Source organism: Methylobacterium sp. D48H (genome assembly GCF_053345715.1).
The window spans coordinates 25,498-45,807 of the sequence record NZ_JBKFAP010000013.1; the positions used below are offsets into that span (position 1 = coordinate 25,498).

At 71.2% G+C, this 20,310-nt stretch carries 19 protein-coding genes; 9 read left to right on the plus strand and 10 right to left on the minus strand.

Features of this window, described 5'->3' with window-relative positions:
• The first annotated feature begins 472 nt into the window (after positions 1–472).
• Positions 473–3,139, plus strand: a complete 2,667-nt coding sequence (locus ACLBX8_RS19865; RefSeq protein WP_447715673.1) for an MMPL family transporter — start codon at positions 473–475, stop codon at positions 3,137–3,139.
• Positions 3,140–3,184: 45 nt separating this feature from the next.
• Here the strand turns inward: ACLBX8_RS19865 and ACLBX8_RS19870 are convergent, their stop codons facing one another.
• The 6 genes from ACLBX8_RS19870 to ACLBX8_RS19895 form a co-directional block, all read right to left on the minus strand.
• Positions 3,185–4,060: a bifunctional helix-turn-helix transcriptional regulator/GNAT family N-acetyltransferase gene (locus tag ACLBX8_RS19870; RefSeq protein ID WP_447715647.1), complete on the minus strand. Its 876-nt coding sequence runs from the start codon at positions 4,058–4,060 to the stop codon at positions 3,185–3,187.
• 32 nt (positions 4,061–4,092) lie between these two features.
• Complete coding sequence (gene hpnK / locus ACLBX8_RS19875; RefSeq protein WP_447715648.1) at positions 4,093–4,935, minus strand: hopanoid biosynthesis-associated protein HpnK; 843 nt, start codon at positions 4,933–4,935, stop codon at positions 4,093–4,095.
• Between the two features lie 121 nt (positions 4,936–5,056).
• On the minus strand, positions 5,057–6,490 hold the full coding sequence (gene hpnJ / locus ACLBX8_RS19880; RefSeq protein ID WP_020095304.1) for a hopanoid biosynthesis associated radical SAM protein HpnJ: 1,434 nt from the start codon (positions 6,488–6,490) through the stop codon (positions 5,057–5,059).
• Positions 6,491–6,547: 57 nt separating this feature from the next.
• Complete coding sequence (gene hpnI, locus ACLBX8_RS19885; protein WP_447715649.1) at positions 6,548–7,756, minus strand: bacteriohopanetetrol glucosamine biosynthesis glycosyltransferase HpnI; 1,209 nt, start codon at positions 7,754–7,756, stop codon at positions 6,548–6,550.
• An 86-nt stretch (positions 7,757–7,842) separates the two neighbouring features.
• Positions 7,843–8,466, minus strand: coding sequence for an MlaC/ttg2D family ABC transporter substrate-binding protein (locus ACLBX8_RS19890; protein WP_020095306.1), 624 nt, complete (start codon positions 8,464–8,466; stop codon positions 7,843–7,845).
• Positions 8,457–9,569 (minus strand): flippase-like domain-containing protein, encoded by a 1,113-nt coding sequence (locus ACLBX8_RS19895; RefSeq protein ID WP_091980928.1) that lies wholly within the window; start codon positions 9,567–9,569, stop codon positions 8,457–8,459. Before ACLBX8_RS19895 ends, ACLBX8_RS19890 begins: the two co-directional genes overlap by 10 nt.
• Positions 9,570–9,779: 210 nt before the next feature.
• Between ACLBX8_RS19895 and ACLBX8_RS19900 the strand changes: the two genes are divergently transcribed.
• Positions 9,780–10,955, plus strand: a complete 1,176-nt coding sequence (locus ACLBX8_RS19900) for an amidinotransferase (protein ID WP_020095308.1) — start codon at positions 9,780–9,782, stop codon at positions 10,953–10,955.
• 75 nt (positions 10,956–11,030) lie between these two features.
• Here ACLBX8_RS19900 and ACLBX8_RS19905 read toward each other — a convergent pair whose 3' ends face one another.
• The gene (locus ACLBX8_RS19905) at positions 11,031–12,041 is read right to left on the minus strand and encodes an alpha/beta fold hydrolase (protein ID WP_447715650.1); all 1,011 of its coding nucleotides are present in this window, start codon (positions 12,039–12,041) and stop codon (positions 11,031–11,033) included.
• Positions 12,042–12,222: 181 nt separating this feature from the next.
• On the opposite strand from ACLBX8_RS19905, the gene ACLBX8_RS19910 reads away from it, so the two are divergent.
• Positions 12,223–12,711, plus strand: coding sequence for a hypothetical protein (locus ACLBX8_RS19910; RefSeq protein ID WP_091683202.1), 489 nt, complete (start codon positions 12,223–12,225; stop codon positions 12,709–12,711).
• 10 nt (positions 12,712–12,721) lie between these two features.
• Positions 12,722–13,576, plus strand: a complete 855-nt coding sequence (gene kdsA / locus ACLBX8_RS19915; protein ID WP_103986064.1) for a 3-deoxy-8-phosphooctulonate synthase — start codon at positions 12,722–12,724, stop codon at positions 13,574–13,576.
• Between the two features lie 5 nt (positions 13,577–13,581).
• Here kdsA and ACLBX8_RS19920 read toward each other — a convergent pair whose 3' ends face one another.
• Positions 13,582–14,256 carry a class I SAM-dependent methyltransferase gene (locus ACLBX8_RS19920; protein ID WP_447700629.1) on the minus strand — a complete coding sequence of 225 codons (675 nt, stop codon included), beginning with the start codon at positions 14,254–14,256 and terminating at the stop codon, positions 13,582–13,584.
• A 316-nt stretch (positions 14,257–14,572) separates the two neighbouring features.
• On the opposite strand from ACLBX8_RS19920, the gene ACLBX8_RS19925 reads away from it, so the two are divergent.
• The gene (locus ACLBX8_RS19925) at positions 14,573–14,911 is read left to right on the plus strand and encodes a hypothetical protein (protein ID WP_012317985.1); all 339 of its coding nucleotides are present in this window, start codon (positions 14,573–14,575) and stop codon (positions 14,909–14,911) included.
• A gap of 64 nt (positions 14,912–14,975) precedes the next feature.
• Here the strand turns inward: ACLBX8_RS19925 and queF are convergent, their stop codons facing one another.
• The gene (queF, locus tag ACLBX8_RS19930; RefSeq protein WP_447700630.1) at positions 14,976–15,428 is read right to left on the minus strand and encodes a preQ(1) synthase; all 453 of its coding nucleotides are present in this window, start codon (positions 15,426–15,428) and stop codon (positions 14,976–14,978) included.
• A 195-nt stretch (positions 15,429–15,623) separates the two neighbouring features.
• Here queF and eno point away from each other — a divergent pair, with 195 nt between their 5' ends.
• Both eno and ACLBX8_RS19940 read left to right on the plus strand, forming a co-directional pair.
• Positions 15,624–16,913: a phosphopyruvate hydratase gene (gene eno / locus ACLBX8_RS19935; RefSeq protein WP_012317987.1), complete on the plus strand. Its 1,290-nt coding sequence runs from the start codon at positions 15,624–15,626 to the stop codon at positions 16,911–16,913.
• 104 nt (positions 16,914–17,017) lie between these two features.
• On the plus strand, positions 17,018–17,314 hold the full coding sequence (locus ACLBX8_RS19940) for a DUF3574 domain-containing protein (protein ID WP_280142487.1): 297 nt from the start codon (positions 17,018–17,020) through the stop codon (positions 17,312–17,314).
• A 69-nt stretch (positions 17,315–17,383) separates the two neighbouring features.
• Here the strand turns inward: ACLBX8_RS19940 and ACLBX8_RS19945 are convergent, their stop codons facing one another.
• Entirely contained in the window at positions 17,384–18,586 is a 1,203-nt protein-coding gene (locus tag ACLBX8_RS19945; protein WP_447700631.1) for an adenylate/guanylate cyclase domain-containing protein, read from the minus strand.
• A gap of 112 nt (positions 18,587–18,698) precedes the next feature.
• On the opposite strand from ACLBX8_RS19945, the gene ACLBX8_RS19950 reads away from it, so the two are divergent.
• Positions 18,699–19,010, plus strand: coding sequence for an FtsB family cell division protein (locus ACLBX8_RS19950; protein ID WP_012317989.1), 312 nt, complete (start codon positions 18,699–18,701; stop codon positions 19,008–19,010).
• Between the two features lie 172 nt (positions 19,011–19,182).
• Complete coding sequence (pdhA, locus tag ACLBX8_RS19955) at positions 19,183–20,268, plus strand: pyruvate dehydrogenase (acetyl-transferring) E1 component subunit alpha (protein ID WP_020095317.1); 1,086 nt, start codon at positions 19,183–19,185, stop codon at positions 20,266–20,268.
• Positions 20,269–20,310 lie beyond the last annotated feature (42 nt).

Genomic DNA, 20,310 nt, shown 5'->3' on the forward strand with positions numbered 1-20,310 from the left:
CGCCACATGGACCGCGCGTGCGGAGCCCGTGGGCGGACGCGCCCGATCGTCGAGGACAGCACGTGCATTGCGTCGGCAATACGACCGGAATCCCACGATTCGGGTGGCCGCGCCAGAAACGCCGTGCGCTAGCGCACACGGGCGGGCGCGGGATGCGCGCCACGGCGGCCGCGTTGCAATCTGGCATCGCCCTCTTTACTGAGCCTCGTGGCCGCGATGCAAGTCCCGGCCCGCGGCGGGTGTCCCGACCGCGGACCGCATCGGGCGCAATCAGTCGGGTGCCGGGCGCGCGCGGCGCGCTCGGATCGGGCGGCGTGGCGTTCCTCGAACCCGATGCGCACCCGGCCGAATCGCGGAGCGTCGCGCGGCGGAGCCCTGAGCCCGCCCGTGTCGGTGGCCCGGGTTCGGACCGGACAGATGGCAGGAGCCGGTCGCGCACGGGGCGCGTCCGATGCGAACAGGCAGGGTGCTCGTGATCGAAAGTCTCGTCGCGTTCTCGGTGCGGTATCGGTGGCTCGTGATCGCCTTCACGGCGTTCCTCACGGTCGCGAGCCTCGGAGTCGCGGCGCACTTGTTCCGAATCAACACCGACGTCGAGCGGCTGATCGACCCGAAGGAGCCGTGGCGGCAGGACGAGATCAATTTCGAGAAGGCGTTCCCGCAGCGCAGCAACACCATCGTCGCGGTCATCAACGGCGAGACGCCGGAGGAGACCGAGGAAGCGGCCGCCAACCTCGCCAAGGCGCTCACGGCGCACAAGAACCTGATCGAGACGGTCTACCGGCCCGACGGCGGCCCGTTCTTCAACAAGAACGGCCTGCTGCTGATGTCGCAGGCGGACCTCGACAAGACCCTGGAGGCGCTGACCCAGCAGCAGGGTCTGCTCGGGCCGCTCGCCGCCGACCCGTCGCTGCGGGGCATCATGCGGGTGCTGACGCTCGGCGCGCGCGGCGTGAAGAGCGGCGAGGCCAAGATCGAGGATCTCGAGAAGCCCATGGGGCAGATCGACGCCACCCTGCAGAAGGTGCTGGCGGGTCAGCGGGCGCGCCTGTCCTGGCAGGAGCTCCTCTCGGGGGGTGAGACCAGCGTCACCGACAAGATGAAGTTCGTGGTGATCCAGCCGGTCCTCGACTTCAACGCCCTGGAGCCCGGCTACCAGGCGACCAAGCTGATCCGCAACGTCGCCAAGGATCTCGGGATCGATGCCCAGAACGGCCTGCGGATGCGCCTGACCGGCACGGTGGCCGTGGCGGACGAGGAGTTCGCGACGCTGTCGGAGGATGCCGGCCTCAACAACAGCATCATCGTCGGCGCGATCGTGCTGTTCCTGTGGCTGGCCCTGCGTTCGGGCAAGCTCGTCGGCGCGGTGATCATCACCACCTTCGCGGGCCTCGTGGTCACGGCCGCCCTGGGCCTCATCATGGTCAAGGAGCTGAACCCGATCTCGGTGGCCTTCGCGGCCCTGTTCGTCGGGCTCGGCATCGATTTCGGCATCCAGTTCTCGGTGCGCTACCGGGCCGACCGCTACGAGCAGCCGACGCTGGAGAGCGCGATCCGCGCCGCCGCCCGGGGCGTCGGCTGGTCGCTGACGCTCGCCGCGGTGTCGCTGGTGGCGGGCTTCTTCGCCTTCCTGCCCACGGCCTTCCGCGGCGTGTCGGAGCTGGGCCTGATCGCCGGCGTCGGCATGATCGTGGCCTTCCTGTTCTCGCTGATCCTGCTGCCGGCGCTGATCGCGGTGTTCAAGCCGGTGGGCGAGAAGGCGGCGGTCCAGACCGAGTGGCTCGTCGGCGTCGACCCGTGGATCATCCGGCACCGCAAGCCGATCCTGATCGGCGTCGGCGTCCTGACCCTGGCCGGCGCGCCGCTCCTCTGGCACCTGCCGTTCGACTCGAACCCGATGCACCTGCGCAGCGCCAAGACGCAGTCCATCGCGACCTACCTGGACCTGATCAAGAATCCCGAGACCAGCCCGAACTTCATCGACGTGCTGGCGCCCAGCGTCGCGGAGGTGCCGGCGCTGTCGAAGACGCTCCTGGCCCTGCCGGTCACCGCCTCGGTCAACAGCATCGACACCTTCGTGCCGCGGGATCAGGACAAGAAGCTGGCCCAGATCGCCGACACGGCCCAGCTGCTCGACCCGGTGCTCAATCCCGGCCGCCGGCCGCCGCCGCCGACCGACGCCGACAACGTCAAGGCGCTCAAGGACGCCGCCGCGGCGCTCAACGGCCTCTCGGCCGACGCCAAGGGCGACGCGAAGGGCGCGCAGGAGGCAAAGCAGCTCGCCGGCACCCTGGACAAGCTCGCCGCCGGACCGGTGCAGCTGCGCGAGGCGGCCTCGGTGGCGCTCACCAAGGATCTGGTGCCGCTGCTCGCCCGCCTGCGCGACCTGCTGCATCCCGAGAAGATCACGCTGGACAACCTGCCGCCGCAGCTGAAGGCCGACTGGGTGGCGGCGGACGGACGGGCGCGCATCGAGGTTCACCCGAAGGGCGACTCGAACGACGACACGGTGCTCCGCCGGTTCTCGGACGAGGTCCTGAAGGTCGCCCCGCACGCGACCGGCGCGCCCGTGGCCACCACGCAGTCGAGCTACACGATCCTGGGCGCCTTCGTGCAGGCGGCGGTGACGGCCTTCGTGCTGATCTTCGTCATCCTGTCGGTCGCCCTGCGCAAGCCGTGGGACGTGGCGATGACCCTCGGCCCGCTGGTGATCGCGACGCTCTGGACGCTGATGGCGATGCGCATCGTCGGCATGCCGCTGAACTTCGCCAACATCATCGCCCTGCCGCTGATGCTCGCGGTCGGCGTGGCGTTCCACATCTACTACGTGATCGCGTGGCGGGCGGGCGTGACCGACATGCTCGCCTCCAGCCTCACCCGGGCGATCTTCTTCTCGGCGCTGACCACGGGCAGCGCCTTCGGGTCGCTGGTCCTGTCGAGCCATCCGGGCACGGCCAGCATGGGCAAGCTGCTGGCGCTGTCGCTGTTCTTCACCCTGGTGGCGGCGTTCTTCGTGGTTCCGGCGACCCTCGGCGAGCCGCCGGAGCAGCCCGACGAGGATCGTCCGGAAGCCGAGAAGGCGGCCGGCGCGGCCCTGCGCAAGTCCGCCCCGCACCAGGATCCGGTGCTCGCCAAGTAGAAGCCGAGCAGCGCCGGCCGGTCGTGGCCGGCGCTTCGGAGGGCCTCAGAGGGCCTTCTCGAAGAAGTGGTCCGGGTAGGGATCGTCGTTGAAGCGGTCGATCTCCACCCAGCCCGACCGCCGGTAGAGCGCCAGGGCCTCGGGGAGGGCGCTGTTGGTGTCGAGCCGCAGCGTCCGGATCCCGAGGTCGCGGGCGGCGGCCTCGGCCTCCCGCATCAGCCGCTTGGCGAGGCCCAGCCCGCGGGCCGCGGGATCGATCCAGAGCCGCTTGATCTCCGCCACCGCGCCGCCGCCCCCCTTGAGCCCGACGCATCCGACCGGCAGCCCGTCGGCGCTCGCGAGCAGGAACACGCCGCGCGGCCGCACCATGGCGGCGGCCTCCGGGTCGCACGACAGGGCGACGTCGAACCCGCCGGCAAACCGGGTCGCGAGCTCGGCGTAGTAGGCGGCGAGGCAGGCGCGGGCGCCCGCGTCGGTCGGGTCGGCCTCCCGGATCGCGATGGCGTCGCGTCCGAGGGCCAGGGCGATCCGGTCCATGGCGTGCAACAGCGCGTCCACCTGCGGTGCGCGCTCCAGCAGGGCGACGGCGCGGGCATCCGACAGCGCCTCGTAGGCCGCGAACTCGCGCCGCCCGGCCTCGGTCAGGGAGGCGACCCGGCGGCGGGCATCCGCGGGATGCGGCGCGGTCGCCACCAGCCCCTCCTCCTCCAGGCTCCGCAGGAGACGGCTCATCAGGCCGGAATCGAGACCGAGATAGGCGCGGATCTCGCCGATCTCCGCGCGGCCCGCGCCGATGGCGTTCAGGACCCGCGCCGCACCCAGAGGACGGCCGCGACCGAGGAACGAGGAATCGAGCGCGCCGACCTCGGCGGTGACCGCGCGGGCGAAGCGGCGGACGCGGGCGATCTCGGCAGGCTCCATGTTATCTGACTAAAGTCAGATAACGACCTGGGTCAACCGAGGAAGTCGGAGAACCCGCCGCGAACGGCGCCGGACGCGTCGGCGGCCGACCGGGATGCGGGGGCGGTCAGGGCGTCGCGCTCGTCGGCGTAGCGGTAGCCCGGCGCCTCGCCGGGGAAGCCGCCGGCGGTGGCCGGATGGGTGTAGAGCTCGGTCAGGCCGTCCGGAAGTTCGGCCAGCAGGGCCGCGACACGGGCGGGCGTCATGGCGCCGGACCACGCGAGGCCGAGGGTGCGGTCGGGGATCAGCAGCCCGGCCTGCCGGGCGCGGACGGCGAGCAGCGCCGCCCAGGGGGCGATGTCGAGGGCGGCTCGCGGCCGCGCGCCGGGCTCGGCGCGGCGCAGGATCTCGCGCGGCTCCCGCGGCACCCGCAGGGCGCGCATCCCGAAGTCGCGGCCGACGCGCAGCACCGCCCCGGCGATCAGCGGGTGGACGTGGAAGTGCTTGTGGGCGTTGACGTGGTCCAGCGGCAGGCCGGTGGCCCGGTAGGCCTCGAACTGAGCCCGGATCTCGGCGGCGAGCTGGCGCCGGGCCGCGGGCCTGCGGGCGAAGTCGAGGCCGAGGCGGGCCATGTCGGCCCGCATCAGGCCGGCCTCGTCCGTCAGGTCGGGAAGCTGTTCCGCCGGCAGGGTCGGCCACGCCTCCACGAGGACGAGGTGCAGCCCGACCCGCAGGGACGGCATCCGCCGGGCCCGCGCCACGGCGTCGGCGGCGGCCGGCGCCGAGACCATCAGGCTCGCCGCCGAGAGGATCCCGTCGCGATGGGCCTGCTCGACGGCCTCGTTGACCTCGGGGCTCAGCCCGAAATCATCCGCGGTGACGACCAGACGCTTCACGGTAACCTCGTAACGGGTGTCGAGAGGGCTCGCCCTCCCGCGGGTCCAGGGCGGAGCCCTGGAAGAGGGGCGGGGCTCTGCCCCGCTCCCCGCCGGGGCCGCCGGCCCCGGACCCCTGACTTCAGGCCGCCTTGGCGGTGCCCTGACGCTCCTTGAGGAAGCGGTAGAACTCGACGCCCTCGCGCAGGCGGCGCTTCATCATGTCGGGCGAGCGCACCATCTCGCTGACGATCGAGGCGATCTTCGGCGCCCGGAAATAGAACTTCTTGTAGAACTCCTCGACCGAGGTGAAGATCTCGGTGTGCGAGAGGTGCGGGTAGTGCAGCGGCGCGACCTGCACGCCGTTCTCGTCGACGAGCTCGGCGTTCTCGATGTCGAGCCAGCCGTTCTCCACCGCCTGCTTGTACAGGAAGGTGCCCGGGTAGGGCGCCGCCAGCGAGACCTGGATCGTGTGCGGGTTGATCCGCTTGGCGAAGTTGATCGTCTCCTGGATCGTCTCCTTCGTCTCGCCCGGCAGGCCGAGGATGAAGGTGCCGTGGATGGCGATGCCGAGGTCGTGGCAGTCCTTGGTGAACTTCTCGGCGACCTCGACCCGCATGCCCTTCTTGATGTTGTGCAGGATCTGCTGGTTGCCGGACTCGTAGCCGACCAGCAGCAGGCGCAGGCCGTTCTCCTTGAGCACCTTCAGGGTCTCGCGCGGCACGTTCGCCTTGGCGTTGCACGACCACGTGACGCCGAGCTTGCCGAGTTCGCGGGCGATCTCCTCGGCGCGCGGCAGGTTGTCGGTGAAGGTGTCGTCGTCGAAGAAGAACTCCTTGGTCTGCGGGAACTCCTTCAGGCAGTACTTGATCTCCTCGATCACGTGCGCGACCGAGCGGGTGCGGTAGGTGTGGCCGCCGACCGTCTGCGGCCACAGGCAGAAGGTGCAGCGGCTCTTGCAGCCCCGGCCCGAGTAGAACGAGATGTAGGGGTGCTTCAGGTAACCGATGAAGTACTTCTCCATCTCCAGGTCGCGCTTATAGACGCTGGTGACGAAGGGCAGCTGGTCCATGTCGGTCATGATCTCGCGGTCCTCGTTGTGGACCACGACACCGTTGGCGTCGCGATAGGACAGCCCCTTGATCTCCGACATCGGGACGCCGTCGGCGACCTCCTTGACGGTGAAGTCGAACTCGTTGCGGGCGCAGAAATCGACCACCGGGGCCTGGGCCATCGCGCCGGCGGCGTCGACCGCGACCTTGGCGCCGATCAGGCCGGCGATGAGCTTCGGGTTGGCGGCCTTGAGCGCCTCGATCGTCTTCACGTCGGACTTGAACGACGGCACCGAGGTGTGGAGCACGACGAGGTCGAAGTCGTTGGCCTGGGCCACGATCTCGGCGAGCTTGATGTTGTGCGGCGGCGCGTCGATCAGCTTCGAGTTCGGCACCAGGGCGGCCGGCTGGGCCAGCCAGGTCGGGTACCAGAACGACTTGATCTCGCGCTTGGCCTGGTAACGGGAGCCGGCACCGCCGTCGAAACCGTCGAAGGTGGGGGCCTGGAGGAAGAGCGTGCGCATGGGGTTCAAGGCCTCAGGGCAATGCCGGGGGAGGGGCGGAGGACGAGGGAGCCGGGTTCAGCGGAGCGGCGCGCCGGCATCGCGGCCGAGTTCGGCGTCCGGGATCAGGGTGCCATCCGCAACCACGTGATAATCGTGACCTTTCCATGTCACCGCCCCCGACACGAAGGCCCAGGAGAAGTTCAGGAAGGAGAGGATGTCGCGGATCGGCAACAGTCCGTAGGGGTGCGGGGCGAGGCCGAAGGCCCGCTCCAGCTGCCGGCAGAGCAGCACGCGGCTCGCCAGCGCCGCGGCGGCGACCCAGAGGGCGCCGGTGCCGGCGCCGGGCAGGAGCGCGCCCAGCAGGGCGAGCGGGAAGGCGTGGGTGACGATCGAGCCAGCGTAGCCCGCCGGGTCGACGGTGCGGATCGTCCGGTTCCAGCGCAGCTCGTGCCGCCACAGGCCGGAGAGATCGGTGTCGACGCTGGTGTGGCCGATCGTGAAGCTCGGGATCACCACCCGGCCGCCGAGGCCGCGCAGGGCGGCGCCGATGGCGTAATCGTCCGCCAGATCGTTGCGGAAGGTGCGGAAGCCGCCGATCGCCTCCAGGCTCGCCCGGGTGAAGGCCACGGTGGAGCCGAAGCAGGGCTTCGCCAGACCGAGGCTCAGGCCCATCACGACGTTGGGCAGGAAGTGGGTGTCGATCGCGAGCGTCGAGAGCTGGTCGTACAGGCCCCGGAAGGCCGGGACCCCGTGGTACAGGCAGGTGACGCCGGTGACGCCGTCCTGGGACAGCTCCGCGACGAGGCGCTCGAGGTAGTCGGGCCCCACCACCATGTCGCTGTCGGCCAGCACCACCACGTCGTGGGCGATGGCCTCGGCCATGTTGATCAGGTTCGAGACCTTGCGGTTCGATCCGTGCTGCCGGCCGTCGATCACGAGGTCGATGCGGGCCTTGGGATAGGCCTGCTGCAGGCGCTCGACCACGCCGATCGCGGGATCGGTGGGCTTCTGGACGCCGAACAGGACCTGGACCGGCCCGGCGTAGTCCTGGCGCAGCACGGTCTCGAGATTCGCGTAGAGATTGGGCTCGAGGCCGCAGAGCGGCTTCAGCACGGTCACGGAGGGCCGCGTCGCGCCGGCGGGCAGCACCGGCGGGCGGCGGCCCGCGTAGCGGCCCGCGCAGATGGCGGCGGCCAGCCCGTAGACGCAGCCCGCCGCCGCCAGGATCAGGCAGAGCAGCGAGAGCCACGAGAGGCCGAGCAGCGCCAGGGAGGAGACATCCATCCGGTCGGATCCGTGCGATCGTCCGGCCGCCGAGGCGGCGATGGCCGCGAACGGCCGGTTCAGGTCGGCGCAGGCGCCGGCGCCGCTCAGGGCGTCGGCTTGGCCGCGAGCATGCCGTCGGCCCGCGCCCGGAGGAACTTCACGACGCCGTCGGCGCCCCCGGACTTCAGCGGCGCCGACAGGGCGTTCCGCTGCGCGGCGATCTCGCTGACGTCGCCGTTGAGCAGGACGTCCTGGATGCGGTTGTCGGCGTTGACGACGAAGTCCACGGCGGAATCGTCGCCGTCCGCGGCGGTGACGCGGGTCGGCACCACGCGCTGGGCGCCCCGCTCCTCGACCTTCGGGGTCACGTCGAACTTGCCGCCGGCGGCGCGTGCCAGCCGGTTCGCGTAGGTGACGGTCAGGCTGCGCTTGAAGGCGTCGATCACCGCCGCCTGCTGCTCCGGGGTGAAGCTCGACCATTTCGAGCCCACCGCGATGCGGGTCATGGCGGGGAAGTCGAACGCCTTGTCGAGCGCCGGGCCGACGGCCTCGACCCGGGCCGGCAGGGGGCCGGGCCCGTCCTTCAGCGCGGCCGAGAAGGCGGCGTAGAGGTCGCGCACGGTCTGAACGGCCGGATCATCCGCGGCCCGTGACGGGGCCGGGACGAGCAGGGTCAGGGCCAGGGGTGCGGCGATGAGGGCGGCCGCGAGCCGGCGGGTCAGGCGCACTTCTTCAACTCCTCGCCGTCGCCGAGCCGCGCCCCCATGCGCGGCGGAGCGTAGCTGTAGAACGGGCCGAGGGTGGCGGGCTGCGCGACCCTCTTGGCCTTGCGCCCGGCCTCCGGCTCAGGCTCGCGCTCCTCTTCCTCGGGCGTCTCGGACCGGAGCCTGGACTCGATCCGGTGCCAGAGCAGGAGGCTCGGGAGCCCGACGCCGAGATCGGCGAAGCGCTTGACCAGCGACAGGGCGAGCGCCGCCTCGGCCGGGATATTGAACAGGCCGCACAGGGCGATCAGGCCGCCCTCCTGCGCGCCCAGGGCGCCGGGCACCGCGAAGGCCGCGCCGCGCACCGCCTGGGCGAGGCTCTCGATCATGAGCGCCTGCGCGAAGTCGATCGGGTAGCCCATGAACCGCAGGCAGACATAGACCTCGAGCGTGCCGATCACCCAGCCGGCGAGGTGGACCACCAGGGCCAACGCGAAGCGACCGTGGTTGCCGTAGAGCCGGCGCAGACTGTCGTAGAGCTGGTCGATGGCGCCGAAGGCCCGCCACTCGCGCCCGGAGGCGAAGCGGCTGAGCAACGCCTGGATCAGGCGGTGACCGGCCTTGCGCTGGATCAGGTAGAAGGCGCCGAGCGCCGGGACCGCCAGGGCCAGCCCGCCCTCGACCGTGTGGGCGATCGGTCCGTCGCCGGAGATCAGGACCAGCAGGGCGAGGCCGGCCACCGTGAACAGGAGCTGCGTCAGCGCCTGGGTCATCAGGTCGACGAACATGCTGGCACCCGCGAGCGCGCCCGGAACGTTGCGCTTCGACAGGAGGCGGGCGCCGACGAAGTCACCGCCGACGGTGGCGACGGGCAGCAGCGTGTTGATGCCCTCGCGGACGAAGCGGAGCGAGATGCAGTCGGCGAGCTTGGTCGCGCCGGCGGGGAACACGACGTACCAGCCGAGCCCCGCCCAGGCGACGGCCACGAAGCGCGCGAGCACCACCAGGGCGGCGCCCCAGCCGGCGCTCACGACGGCGGCCGACACATCCTCCAGGCCGGAGGACATGAACAGGCCGACGACCGTGCACAGACCGGCGATCGAGGCCAAGGTCGTCAGGCGCTTCATTGTCGTCTTTCAAGCTCGCGTAAGGCTTGATGCGGGAAATCGGTCACGGTCGCGGCAGAAATAGGTCCATCGGCCCGGGAACGTTTCTGTCACGTTGCAGCACGGATTAGCGGTGTCTATCACCCGTTTGACACACCGAGGGCCAAAGCGGCGGCGGGGCGGAGAAGCCCGCGCAGAAGGCCGCGGCACGTCGCAGAAGGGGCACACGTCATGGAGCGCGAATCACCGATCACGGCCCTGGAGGCCGTGACCGACGACACGCATGCGGGCGGCTTTCCGGGCGGGACCGGACCGGGCGTGCCGGCTCCCCAGTCGCCGGTGATGGCCTGGAACGAGTGGGATCCGCTGGAGGAGGTCATCGTCGGCTCGCTCGACGGCGCCACGATCCCGACTCACCACCTGACGGTGATCTTCAACCTGCCGCGCGCCGCGCAGCCGTTCTACCGGCTGGCGAGCGGCTGGAAGTATCCGAAGTTCATGAAGAAGCTCGCCCAGGCCGAGCTCGACAACTTCATCACCATCCTGGCCGGCGAGGGCGTGAAGGTCCGCCGTCCCGACGCGGTGGACTTCTCGAAGAAGTTCAAGGCGCCGCGCTGGTCCTCCCGCGGCTTCTGCGTCGCCTGCCCGCGCGACCCGTACCTCGTCATCGGCGACGAGATCATCGAGAGCCCGATGTGCTGGCGCTCGCGCTACTTCGAGGGCGACGCCTACCGGTCGCTGTTCAAGGAGTACTTCCGCGCCGGCGCCCGCTGGACCTCCGCGCCGCGGCCCCAGCTGACCGACGACCTCTACAACTACGATTACCGGGTGCCGAACCTGAAGGCCGGCGAGCCCATGCAGTTCACGGTCAACGAGTTCGAGCCGGTCTTCGACGCCGCCGACTTCGTCCGCTGCGGCCGCGACCTGTTCGTGACCCGCTCGAACGTGACGAACCTGATGGGCATCGAGTGGCTGCGCCGCCACCTCGGCCCGGGCTTCCGCATCCACGAGATCGAGAGCCGCTGCCCGCAGCCGATGCACATCGACTCGTCGTTCATGCCGCTCGCCCCCGGCAAGGTTCTGGTGAACCCGGACTACGTCGACGTCGAGAAGCTCCCGGCCGTGCTCAAGAAGTGGGACGTGCTGGTCGCCCCGCGCCCCGACCCGGTCGAGGGCTTCATGAGCAAGATCTCGATGTGCTCGCCCTGGACCTCGATCAACGTCCTGGCGATCACCGAGAAGAAGATCGTCGTCGACCAGAGCCAGCCGACGCTGATCAAGGCCCTGAAGGACTGGGGCTTCGACCCGATCCCGGCGCCGTTCCTCAGCTACGGCCCGTTCGGCGGCTCGTTCCACTGCGCGACCCTCGACGTCCGCCGCCGGGGCGTGCTGAAGTCCTACTTCTAGGATCAAGGCGCCGGGCACGCCGTCGTCCCGGGGCGCCGCGAGCGCCCCGGGACGATGGAGGACGGCGCGCGGCGCCTAGCGCGCCGCGATCCCGGCGATCAGCGCCGCATTGAACCCCTCCGGATCCGACATCTGCGGCGCGTGGCCGAGATCCGGGAACTCGACGAGCCGCGCGCCCGGGATGGCCCTGGCGGCCGCCTTGCCGAGCTCGGGATAGTTGCCGAGGCTCGCCCGCACCTCCGGCGGCGCGAGGTCCTTGCCGATCGCCGTGTTGTCCTTCTGACCGATCAGGAGCAGCGTCGGCACCGCGATCTGCGGGAACCGGTAGACCACCGGCTGGGTGAGGATCATGTCGTAGAGCAGGGCCGAGTCCCAGGCGACCGCCTCCTTGCCGGGGCCGTTGTTGAGGCCCGCGAGCATCGTGACCCAGGGCTCGTAGCGGGGCTCCCAGGCGCCGGCATAGTAGGTCGCCGTCTCGTAGGCCCGGATCGAGGCCGCCGTCACCTTCAGCTCGCGCTGGTACCACTGCTCCACCGAGGTCGGCGGCACGCCCTTGGCGGCCCAGTCCTCCAGGCCGATCGGGTTCACCAGCACGAGCTGCTCCACCGCCTTGGGGTAGAGCAGGGCGTAGTGGGCCGCCAGCATGCCGCCCGTGGAGTGGCCGACCAGGATGGGGCGCTCGATCCCGAGCTTGTCCAGGAGCGCGCGGGTGTTCTCGGCGAGCTGCCGGAAGGTGAACTGGTAGGCCGCCGGCTTGCTCGACTTGCAGAAGCCGATCTGGTCCGGCGCGATGACCCGGTACCCGGCGGCGCTGAGCGCCCGGATCTGGCTCTCCCAGGTGGCGGCGCAGAAGTTCTTGCCGTGCAGCAGAACGGCGGTCCGGCCGTTCGGCGTCGCCGGCCGGACGTCGAGATAGGCCATCTGCAGAGGCTGGTGCTGCGACGTGAACGGGAACCGCTCCACCGGGAACGGGTAGGCGAAGCCCTCGAGTTCGGGCCCGTAGGTCGGCTGCTGGGGCGGCTCTGCGGAAGCGTGCCCGGCCGGCACCAGGGCCAGCAGGACGGAAGCGAGGAGGGTTCGAAGCATGGCCGCGTCGGTGCCTGATCTGCGAGCGGCGTGCGGTGCCGCGCCGCCCGCTCAGATCGGTCATCCGGGTGTCCCTGTCCACGCCCCGCGGAGCGCCGCGGCTTCGCGCCCGCCGCAGGGCGCGCTATCTCCCGGGCGCGCTATATGCCGGGCGCGACCGTCTCCCGCCGCGGATGTCCCGATGCTGCGCCTCACCGCCCTGACCGCCCTCGCCGGCGCGCTCCTCCTCGGGCCGGCCCCGGCCCGGGCGGCGGATGCCTGCGACGTCCTCGCCGCGCGGGTGATCCGCACCACCGGTGCATCCCTGGCCGGCCGGGCCGGCCCCGTCGCGGTGTTCCGGGCGCAGGATGCCGAGCGGCTGAGCCTCGATTGCCGCGCCCCCGCCCGGATCACCGTGGCCTCCCGCGAGCGCGAGCCGGCGCCGGCCTACTTCGTCCTGATCGGCCGCGCCGCGCAGGCGCTCGCCGGGGCGGACGCCGCCGCGGTCGAGGTGCTGGCGCTCAACCTCCACCAGGCCAGCCTGCTGGCCGATGCCCCGCGCCGGGGTGGCGCCGGCCGGATCCTGATGCTGTGCGAGACCGGCCCGCGCGCGGACGCCCTCCGAGACGACCGCACGGTCTGCCGGGTCGCGCCCCGGCCCGGGCTTTCGCGGATCCGCCGCGCGGGCTAGACCGGCCGGCATGTCGAAGATCGAGACACCCGGCCCCGTCGTCCAAGTCGGCGACGCGCGCTTCGCCAACCACCTGCCGCTGACGCTGATCGCCGGCCCGTGCCAGCTCGAAGGGCGCCAGCACGCCCTGGAGATCGCCGCCGCCCTCAAGGAGATGGCCGCGGGTCTGGGCGTCGGCCTCGTGTTCAAGACCTCCTTCGACAAGGCCAACCGCACCTCGGGCAGCGCCGCCCGGGGCATCGGCCTCGACGGGGCGCTCCCGGTCTTCGCCGAGATTCGCGAGACCCTCGGGCTGCCGGTACTGACCGACGTGCACGCCGCCGAGCAGTGCGCCCCCGCCGCCGAGGCGGTGGACGTGCTCCAGATTCCCGCCTTCCTGTGCCGCCAGACCGACCTGCTGCTGGCCGCCGCCGCCACCGGCCGGGCGGTCAACATCAAGAAGGGCCAGTTCCTGGCGCCCTGGGACATGAAGCACGTCGCCGCCAAGGTGACGGAGGCGGGCAACCCCAACGTCATCGTCACCGAGCGCGGCGCCTCGTTCGGCTACAACACGCTGGTGTCGGACATGCGCAGCCTGCCGATCATGGCGCAGGTCACGCAGGGCGCGCCGGTGGTGTTCGACGCCACCCACTCGGTGCAGCAGCCCGGCGGGCAGGGGGCGAGTTCCGGCGGACAGCGCGAGTTCGTCGCCGTCCTCGCCCGCGCCGCCGTGGCGGTGGGCGTGGCGGGGGTGTTCATCGAGACCCATCCCGACCCCGACCGGGCGCCCTCTGACGGCCCGAACATGGTGGCGCTGAAGGACATGCCGGCCCTGCTCGAGGAACTCCTCGCCTTCGACCGCCTCGCCAAGAACCGGGCCGCCTGACCGGCTCAGGCGGCCGCCGGCTCCAGGACGTGGATCCGCAGCGGCTGGACGAGGCCGAACTGCCCGTCGGCCTCGCGCGCGGCGGCCTTCAGGAAGGCCTCCTCGACCACGGATCGCCGGTCCCGGATGGTCGCCTCGCGGGCCGGGTCCACGGCGCTGACGCGGGCGAGGAAGGCGTCGAGCGAGTCGAAGCGCTCGCGCCGCTCGATCGTCGCGTCGCGGCGGCACGTGTAGGCGCCGCGGGCGAGGGCTGCCGCGATGGCGTCCTGGGCGGCGGCGCGGATCGCGGTCTCGTCCTCGATCGGCCGCAGGGCCTCGAAGAAGCTGCCCTCCGCCAGGGGCTCCACCACGACGAGCAGCCCGCCCGGGGCCAGGACGCGGGCCGCCTCGGCGAGGGCCGCCGCCGGGTCCGGGACGTGGTGGAGGGAATTCAGCATCACGGCGCCGTCGAAGCTGGCGTCCGGGAAGGGCAGGGCCTCGCCGGTCGCGGCCTCGAAGCGCGCCTCCGGCACGGCGTCCCGCGCCCGCGCCAGCGCCGCCGCGCCGGGATCGATCCCGGTGACCCGCGCGCCCGCGTCGACCAGCCGCCGCGCGAGCGTCCCGGGGCCGCACCCGATATCGACGACCCGCTTGCCGGCCAGCGGCGCGAGGCTCTCGCGGATCAGGGTCAGGGCATCCATCGTCGGTCCTCCCGGCCGATCCGTAGCACGCCCGACCCGCGGCGGGGCGGATTTCCATCTCCGGGACCGGCCGTCCGCCGCGCCGGCCCGCCGCGGCGTTTCAGGTGTTCCCGAAGACTCACCGCAAGAGTTCGAGCGGTTCCGGAAGAGCCGCACCCAAGCTTGACCGCACTCATCGAAGCGGCGGCTACGCTGAACAACGGTTCATAATCCCGACTGGGTGCGGATCCGCACGCAAGTCCGGCGTGAAATCTGGAACTGTCCGGATGCGGCCACGTTATTGGGCATGTTCGATCAGGGATCGAGAAGGAACACTATGCGCAAGATCGGTATCATCGCCACTGCCGCCGCCATGGCTCTCGGCAGTGTTGCCGTCACCACGAGCGCCGAGGCGCGGCCTTACGGCTACCACGGCGGCTACGGCGGCTACGGTCACGGCTACTACCGCGGCCGTCGCGGCATCGGCACCGGCGCCGCCATCGGCCTCGGCATCGCCGGCCTCGCGGCCGGTGCGATCGCCGCGGGCGCGGCCCGCGACAGCTACTACGGCGGCGGCTACGGCTACGCCCCGTCCTACGGCTACGGCTACGCCCCGGTCTACGGCGGCTACGGCTACGCCGCTCCGGGCTACGGCTACTACGGCTACGGCTACTGAGATCGGAGATCCGTAAGGATCGGGGGCGACCGGCGCGAGCCGGTCGCCCTTTTCGTTGGCTCGGTCAGCGTCCGCGGTAGGGCGGCACGCCCGGGTCCGGCAGCCACGCGGTCTTCGGCAAGTCGCCCGTCTGCCAGAAGACGTCGATCGGGATTCCGCCGCGGGGATACCAGAACCCGCCGATTCGCAGGTAGCGCGGTTCCAGCAGGTCGCGGAGCCGCTTGCCGATCGCCACCGTGCAATCCTCGTGGAATGCTCCGTGGTTGCGGAACGCCCCCAGGTAGAGCTTCAGTGACTTCGACTCCACCAGCCAGTCACCGGGCACGTAGTCGATCACCAGGATCGCGAAATCCGGCTGCCCGGTGACCGGGCAGATCGAGGTGAATTCCGGCGCGGTGAAGCGGGCGACATAGTCGGTGTCCGCGTGCGGGTTCGGGACCCGGTCGAGTCGCGCCTCCTCGGGCGAGGCGGGGACGGGCGTCGGCTGGCCGAGCTGGAGGTCGTCGGGAGAGGTCATGGCCGGCCATATAGAGCCTGCCGGCGCCGCGCGCATCCGCCTGATCCGCGACGCTTTCCCGACAAGTGTGGGCTGTGCGCCGTCCGTCCCGGCGCTTGCCGCCGGCCGCGGCTTGACGGATAAGCCGCCGCGATGCGCCGCACCCTCCGATTGGGGCGCGGTCGCCGACCCGCGGCCCCCGCGAGAGGACGTTCCATGACCGCGATCACCAATATCAGCGCCCGCGAGATCCTCGACAGCCGCGGCAACCCCACGGTCGAGGTCGACGTCATCCTGGAGGACGGCTCCTTCGGCCGCGCCGCGGTGCCGTCGGGAGCCTCCACCGGCGCCCACGAAGCGGTGGAGCTGCGCGACGGCGACAAGAACCGCTTCCTCGGCAAGGGCGTGCTGAAGGCGGTCGAGGCGGCCCAGACCGAGATCCTCGACGCGATCGGCGGCATGGAGGCCGAGGACCAAGTCGCGGTCGACGAGGCGATGATCGAGCTCGACGGCACGCCCAACAAGGCCCGCCTCGGCGCCAACGCGATCCTCGGCGTGTCGCTGGCGGTGGCCAAGGCCGCGGCCGAGGCCTCGGGCCTGCCGCTCTACCGCTACGTCGGCGGCGTGCAGGGCCGGGTCCTGCCGGTGCCGATGATGAACATCATCAACGGCGGCGCGCACGCCGACAACCCGATCGACTTCCAGGAATTCATGATCATGCCGGTGGGCGCCGATTCGCTCGCCGAGGCCGTGCGCATGGGCTCCGAGGTGTTCCACACCCTCAAGGGCAAGCTGAAGAAGGCCGGCCACAACACCAATGTCGGCGACGAGGGCGGCTTCGCCCCGAACCTGCCGTCCGCCGAGGCCGCCCTCGATTTCGTGATGGACGCGATCAGCGCCGCCGGCTTCAAGCCGGGCCAGGACATGGCGCTCGCCCTCGACTGCGCCGCCACCGAGTTCTTCAAGGACGGCGCCTACGCGTACGAGGGCGAGGGCAAGACCCGCACCATCGAGGCGCAGGTCGACTACCTCGCGCAGCTCGTCGCCACCTACCCGATCGTCTCGATCGAGGACGGCATGTCGGAGGATGACTGGGCCGGCTGGAAGCTCCTCACCGACAAGATCGGCGACCGCTGCCAGCTCGTGGGCGACGACCTGTTCGTCACCAACGTCGAGCGCCTGTCCCGCGGCATCGCCGAGGGCACGGCCAACTCGATCCTGATCAAGGTGAACCAGATCGGCTCGCTCACCGAGACCCTGGCGGCCGTCGATATGGCCCAGCGCGCCGGCTACACCGCGGTGATGTCGCACCGCTCGGGCGAGACCGAGGACTCGACCATCGCGGATCTCGCGGTGGCCACCAATTGCGGGCAGATCAAGACCGGCTCGCTCGCCCGCTCGGACAGACTGGCCAAGTACAACCAGCTGATCCGCATCGAGGAGGGCCTGGGCCCGCAGGCACTCTACGCCGGCCCGTCGGCGCTCAAGCAGCTCGCCCGCCGCTGATCGGTAAGATCCTGCTGGCCGGCCTGCTCGGTGTCGGGGCGGCCGGCCCCGCCCGCGCGGACCCGCTCTGCGACGGTGCCCGCCCGACGCTCAGCGCGCAGCTGCTGTTCGGCCTGTCGCGGCCGGACGGCGGCCGCGTCTCGGGGGCGGCCTTCGACCGGTTCCTGGCCGAGTGGATCACCCCGCGGTTCCCGGACGGGCTGACCGTGTTCGCCGGCCGGGGCCAGTGGCGCGGGCCGGACGGACGCATCGTCCGCGAGGCCGCCCGCATCGTCCTGATCGTCACCGAACCGACGCCCGAGGCGGTCGCGGCCCTGCGTGAGATCCGGGAGGCCTACCGGCGCCGCTTCGTGCAGGGCGCGGTCGGGCTGGTGCTCCAGCGGAGCTGCGCGCTGTTCTGACGACGTCGGCGCGGCGCCTCCCACCTTGTTCCGGGGCGCCGCAGGCGAGCCCGGAAGACGGCGCTCGCCTCAGGTCATCACCGCACCGGACGACTCCCCCGGCACGGTCCAGACCCGCATCGGCCGCGACAGGCCCCGCAACTCGATCGTCCCGACCGGCTCCAGCCGCCGGGCGCACCGCTCGGCGAAGGAGTCCGACACGAGGAGGTCGTGGCCGAGGGCGGCGCACTGGCTCTCGATCCGGCTCGCCTCGTTGACCGCCCGTCCGATGATCGTGAAGTCGAGGCGCCGCTCGGTCCCGACATTGCCGTACATCACCGTCCCGAAATGCACGACGCCCTCGGCCGGCAGCTCCGGCAGCCCCGCGGCGCGGCGGCGGGCGTTGAGCGCCGCGTTGGCGGCGAGGCCCTCGATCGCGGCGTCGAGCGCCGCACCGCAGACCGGGCAGGGGAGGGTGTCGGCGTCCGGGACCGGGAAGATCGCCAGGAAACCGTCCCCGAGGAATTTCAGGATCTCGCCGCCGTGCCGCGCCACCGGGTCGCCGAGGGCGTCGAAATGCTCGTTGAGCCACGTGACCATGTCGGCCGGATCCACCCGGTCGGCCAGGGCCGTGAAGCCGCGCAGGTCGGTCAGCAGGATCGCCGCCGGCACGGCCCGCCCCTCGCCCCTCCGGATCTGACCGTCGAGGATGCGCTCGGCGGTCGACCGGCCGAGATAGGTGGCCGAGACTTCCCGGAACGTGTGGGCGAGGCCCATCTTGGCCATCGCCAGCGTCAGGAACGGCAGGACGCCGGCGATCGCCGCGAGGTCCGCCTCGGTGAAGCCGGCGGCGGCGCGGGTGCAGAACGAGACCGCGATGCCCCGCAGCGCGGTGCCGGGAGCGAACTCGGCGATGTGCAGCACGTAGTCGACGCCGCCCTGCGCCCCGAGGGCCTTCAGGACCGGGAAGTCCACCGCCAGCCCGGGCGCGTCGAGGCGCCAGCGGCCGAAGGTCTCGCCCGTCTCCACGAGGGCGTAGACGGGGCTCAGGAGCCAGTCGCTCTCCTCGTCGGCGCCGTGGGCGTTGGCGACGAAGGACATGCCCTCGCCCGCGTGCCAGTTGAGGCTGACGCCGCGCAGCGTCGGGTCCAAGGCCGGCGCCATGACGCTGACCCGCCAGACGGGGAGGCCGGCCTCGACCAGCGACTCGCAGAAGCCCGAGAGCAGGGTGTCGTGGTCGTCGGTCGCCGTGGCGTGCGCGGCGATCCAGCGTCCCAGATGCGTCAGGTCCATGCCTCAGGCTCGCCCCTGTTCGTCCCGGCCGCGGTCCGGCCCCGTCGCGGTCCTGCCCCGACCGCGGCGCGGTCGAAAAGAACCGTTAACCTTTCCGCGCGAGGGTCGCGCCATGGTCGTGCGCCGCCGAGTCAGAATGGTCGTGTTGCCGCTGGGTCTCTGGACCCTGTCGGCGCTCGTGGTCGGCTATTTCGTGTGGCAGGCCGAGAGTGGCAACCGTGGCCTCGAGGCCAAGAAGGCCCTGAAGATCCGCGCCTACGGCCTCAGCCAGGAACTCGCCGCCGTGAAGGCCGAGCGCGCCGTCTGGGAGCACCGGGTGAACCTGCTCAAGAGCGACCAGATCGACCGCGACCTCCTTGAGGAGCGCGCCCGGATCGTCCTGGGCCGGGTCCACGCCAACGACGTGGTCATCATCACGCCCTGACAGGTCCGCGGGAGGTCCCGCGATCGTCCCGCGGAAGTCCAGGGGATCGTTTTCCCTAGTCCCGAAAGTCCTCTGACAAGAGCGGCTTCCTGTCAGAGCGGCAGCCCTCGCTTTCCAATCGTCGCTGTCCTACACCCCCACGAAGTCGCGTGGAATCACGGGGAGAGCGCCGATGGACGCCGCCAAGGAGCCTGCCAAAGAGCCCGCCAAGGACGCGTCGTCCGCGCCGGTGCAGGCCGCGAGCCCTCAGGCCGCCGAGGCGCATCGCCCCGCGCCGAACATGCCCCAGTTCACGCGGGACGAGGATCTCCACGCCTATCACGAGATGCTGCTGATCCGGCGCTTCGAGGAGAAGGCCGGCCAGCTCTACGGCATGGGCCTGATCGGCGGCTTCTGCCACCTCTACATCGGCCAGGAGGCCGTGGTGATCGGCATGCAGATGGCCTCGGTCGAGGGCGACCAGGTCATCACCGGCTACCGCGACCACGGCCACATGCTCGCCTGCGGCATGGACCCGAAGGGCGTCATGGCCGAGCTGACCGGCCGCCGCGGCGGCTACAGCCGCGGCAAGGGCGGCTCGATGCACATGTTCAGCCGCGAGAAGCAGTTCTTCGGCGGCCACGGCATCGTCGGCGCGCAGGTCTCGCTCGGCACCGGCCTCGCCTTCGCCGACCATTACCGGGAGAACGGCAAGGTCAGCCTGACCTACATGGGCGACGGCGCCGCCAACCAGGGCCAGGTCTACGAGAGCTTCAACATGGCGGCGCTCTGGAAGCTGCCGGTCGTCTACGTGATCGAGAACAACCGCTACGCCATGGGCACCTCGGTGGCCCGCGCCTCGGCCCAGACGGACTTCTCGAAGCGCGGCCTCTCCTTCGGCATCCCCGGCGAGCAGGTCGACGGCATGGACGTCCGCACGGTGCGCGAGGCCGCGACCCGGGCGATCGAGCACGCCCGGACCGGCCAGGGCCCGTACATCCTGGAGATGCAGACCTACCGCTACCGCGGCCACTCCATGTCCGATCCGGCCAAGTACCGGACCAAGGACGAGGTCTCGAAGATGCGCGACGAGCACGACCCGATCGAGATGGTGCGCAAGCGCCTGCTCGAGCTGCACGCCGTGCCCGAGGCCGAGTTGAAGGCCACCGACGCCAAGGTCCGCGAGGTCGTCAACGCCTCGGCCGAGTTCGCCACCAACGACCCCGAGCCGGATCCGTCCGAGCTCTGGACCGACATCCTGCTCGAAGCGCACGCCTGAGCGCGCACGACAAAGCTGGCCGCCCCTTAACGATAAAGACGA

Bases quoted from the DNA above. Each gene is read 5' to 3' on its own strand.
- ACLBX8_RS19870 (WP_447715647.1), bottom strand. From the start codon at position 4,060: ATGGAGCCTGCCGAGATCGCCCGCGTCCGCCGCTTCGCCCGCGCGGTC.
- hpnJ (WP_020095304.1), bottom strand. From the start codon at position 6,490: ATGCGCACGCTCTTCCTCCAGGCCCCCACCTTCGACGGTTTCGACGGC.
- hpnI (WP_447715649.1), bottom strand. From the start codon at position 7,756: ATGGATGTCTCCTCCCTGGCGCTGCTCGGCCTCTCGTGGCTCTCGCTG.
- ACLBX8_RS19895 (WP_091980928.1), bottom strand. From the start codon at position 9,569: ATGAAGCGCCTGACGACCTTGGCCTCGATCGCCGGTCTGTGCACGGTC.
- ACLBX8_RS19900 (WP_020095308.1), top strand. From the start codon at position 9,780: ATGGAGCGCGAATCACCGATCACGGCCCTGGAGGCCGTGACCGACGAC.
- ACLBX8_RS19905 (WP_447715650.1), bottom strand. From the start codon at position 12,041: ATGCTTCGAACCCTCCTCGCTTCCGTCCTGCTGGCCCTGGTGCCGGCC.
- ACLBX8_RS19910 (WP_091683202.1), top strand. From the start codon at position 12,223: ATGCTGCGCCTCACCGCCCTGACCGCCCTCGCCGGCGCGCTCCTCCTC.
- kdsA (WP_103986064.1), top strand. From the start codon at position 12,722: ATGTCGAAGATCGAGACACCCGGCCCCGTCGTCCAAGTCGGCGACGCG.
- ACLBX8_RS19920 (WP_447700629.1), bottom strand. From the start codon at position 14,256: ATGGATGCCCTGACCCTGATCCGCGAGAGCCTCGCGCCGCTGGCCGGC.
- ACLBX8_RS19925 (WP_012317985.1), top strand. From the start codon at position 14,573: ATGCGCAAGATCGGTATCATCGCCACTGCCGCCGCCATGGCTCTCGGC.
- queF (WP_447700630.1), bottom strand. From the start codon at position 15,428: ATGACCTCTCCCGACGACCTCCAGCTCGGCCAGCCGACGCCCGTCCCC.
- eno (WP_012317987.1), top strand. From the start codon at position 15,624: ATGACCGCGATCACCAATATCAGCGCCCGCGAGATCCTCGACAGCCGC.
- ACLBX8_RS19945 (WP_447700631.1), bottom strand. From the start codon at position 18,586: ATGGACCTGACGCATCTGGGACGCTGGATCGCCGCGCACGCCACGGCG.
- ACLBX8_RS19950 (WP_012317989.1), top strand. From the start codon at position 18,699: ATGGTCGTGCGCCGCCGAGTCAGAATGGTCGTGTTGCCGCTGGGTCTC.
- pdhA (WP_020095317.1), top strand. From the start codon at position 19,183: ATGGACGCCGCCAAGGAGCCTGCCAAAGAGCCCGCCAAGGACGCGTCG.